We start from the raw sequence: 1,311 nt of genomic DNA, 5'->3' as shown, positions 1-1,311 counted from the left end.
GGGGGTGGGTCACGGTCTGCCGCCCGGAGCGCGGGGCGGGCGCGGGCGCTTTCCCGGGGAGCCGGCACCCCGGTGGATTGTCAGTGCCGCCGTCTATCGTGCGGAGCATGACCAGCCTGCCGCGCCCCACCGCCCAACTCTCCGCCGACGAGGCCCGTCGCATCGCCCTGCGCGCCCAGGGCTTCATGGGCGCGCCCGACCGCAAGGGCGGGGTCCGGGGCGTGCTGCGGCACCTGGGCGCGGTCCAGCTCGACACGATCTCGGTCCTCGCCCGGTCACACGAGCTGATTCCGTACGCCCGACTGGGCGCGGTGGGCCGCAAGACGGTGGAGTCGGCGTACTGGACGGGCGCCCACGCCTTCGAGTACTGGTCGCACGCCGCCTGCATCCTGCCCGTGGAGGAGTGGCCGCACTTCGCCTTCCGCCGCCGCGCCTACCGCACCCGCCCGCAATGGCACCACGACCTGCCGGACGGGGCGTACGAGCAGGTGATCAAGCAGCTGCGGGCCGAAGGCCCCCTGACCGCGACGGACTTGGGCGGCGCCAAGAACAAGGGTGAGTGGTGGGACTGGTCGGAGTCGAAGGTCGCCGTCGAACGCGCGCTGATGTACGGCGAGGTGGTGTGCGTCGAACGGCGCGGCTGGAAGCGGGTGTACGACCTGGCCGAGCGCGCCATTCCGGACGTCCATCTGCACGACGAGCTGGACGACGCCGAGTGCCTGCGCCGACTGGTCGCGCTGGCGGGCCGCTCCCTCGGCGTGGGCACCCGCGCGGACATCGCGGACTACCACCGCCTCAGGGGCGAGCAGGTGGACGCGGTGATCGCCGACTCCGGTCTGGTTCCCGTCACCGTCCAGGGCTGGGACAAGGCCGCCTGGGCGGACCCGCAGGCGCTGGCCACCGAGCCGCGCGGACGCCACCGTACGACGCTGCTCTCACCCTTCGACTCGCTGATCTGGGACCGCGCGCGCACCGAGCGGATCTTCGGCTTCAGCCACCGTCTGGAGGCCTACACCCCTAAGCCGAAGCGGGTGTACGGATACTTCGCGATGCCCCTGCTGGCGGGCGGCAGGCTGCTCGGCCGCGCCGACCCGGCCCGCGAGGGCCGCACCCTGGTGGCCAAGCAGGTCTCGCTGGAGACGCCCAAGGCGATAGCCCCGATGGCGCAGGCCCTGCTGGAGGCCGCGCGGTGGGTGGACTGCGACGCCGTACGGATCGAACGCGCCGACACTCCGGGGCTCGCCCGTGAGCTGACGGCGGCGATAGCGGCGCTCTGAGCCCCTCGGGGGCAGGGCGGGGGTGGGCGTGGGG

Annotated in this window: 1 protein-coding gene; it reads left to right on the top strand. The window is 73.5% G+C overall.

Annotated features, from left to right (window positions below; genetic code table 11):
• Nucleotides 1-107: 107 nt before the first annotated feature.
• Nucleotides 108-1,277, top strand: coding sequence for a winged helix-turn-helix domain-containing protein (locus tag ACJA3G_RS37145; RefSeq protein WP_406557416.1), 1,170 nt, complete (start codon nucleotides 108-110; stop codon nucleotides 1,275-1,277).
• The last annotated feature ends 34 nt before the right edge of the window (nucleotides 1,278-1,311 follow it).

It is taken from the genome of Streptomyces sp. YS-3 (genome assembly GCF_045257485.1).
Classification (GTDB): domain Bacteria; phylum Actinomycetota; class Actinomycetes; order Streptomycetales; family Streptomycetaceae; genus Streptomyces.
This window is presented reverse-complemented; position numbering and strand designations above follow the sequence as displayed.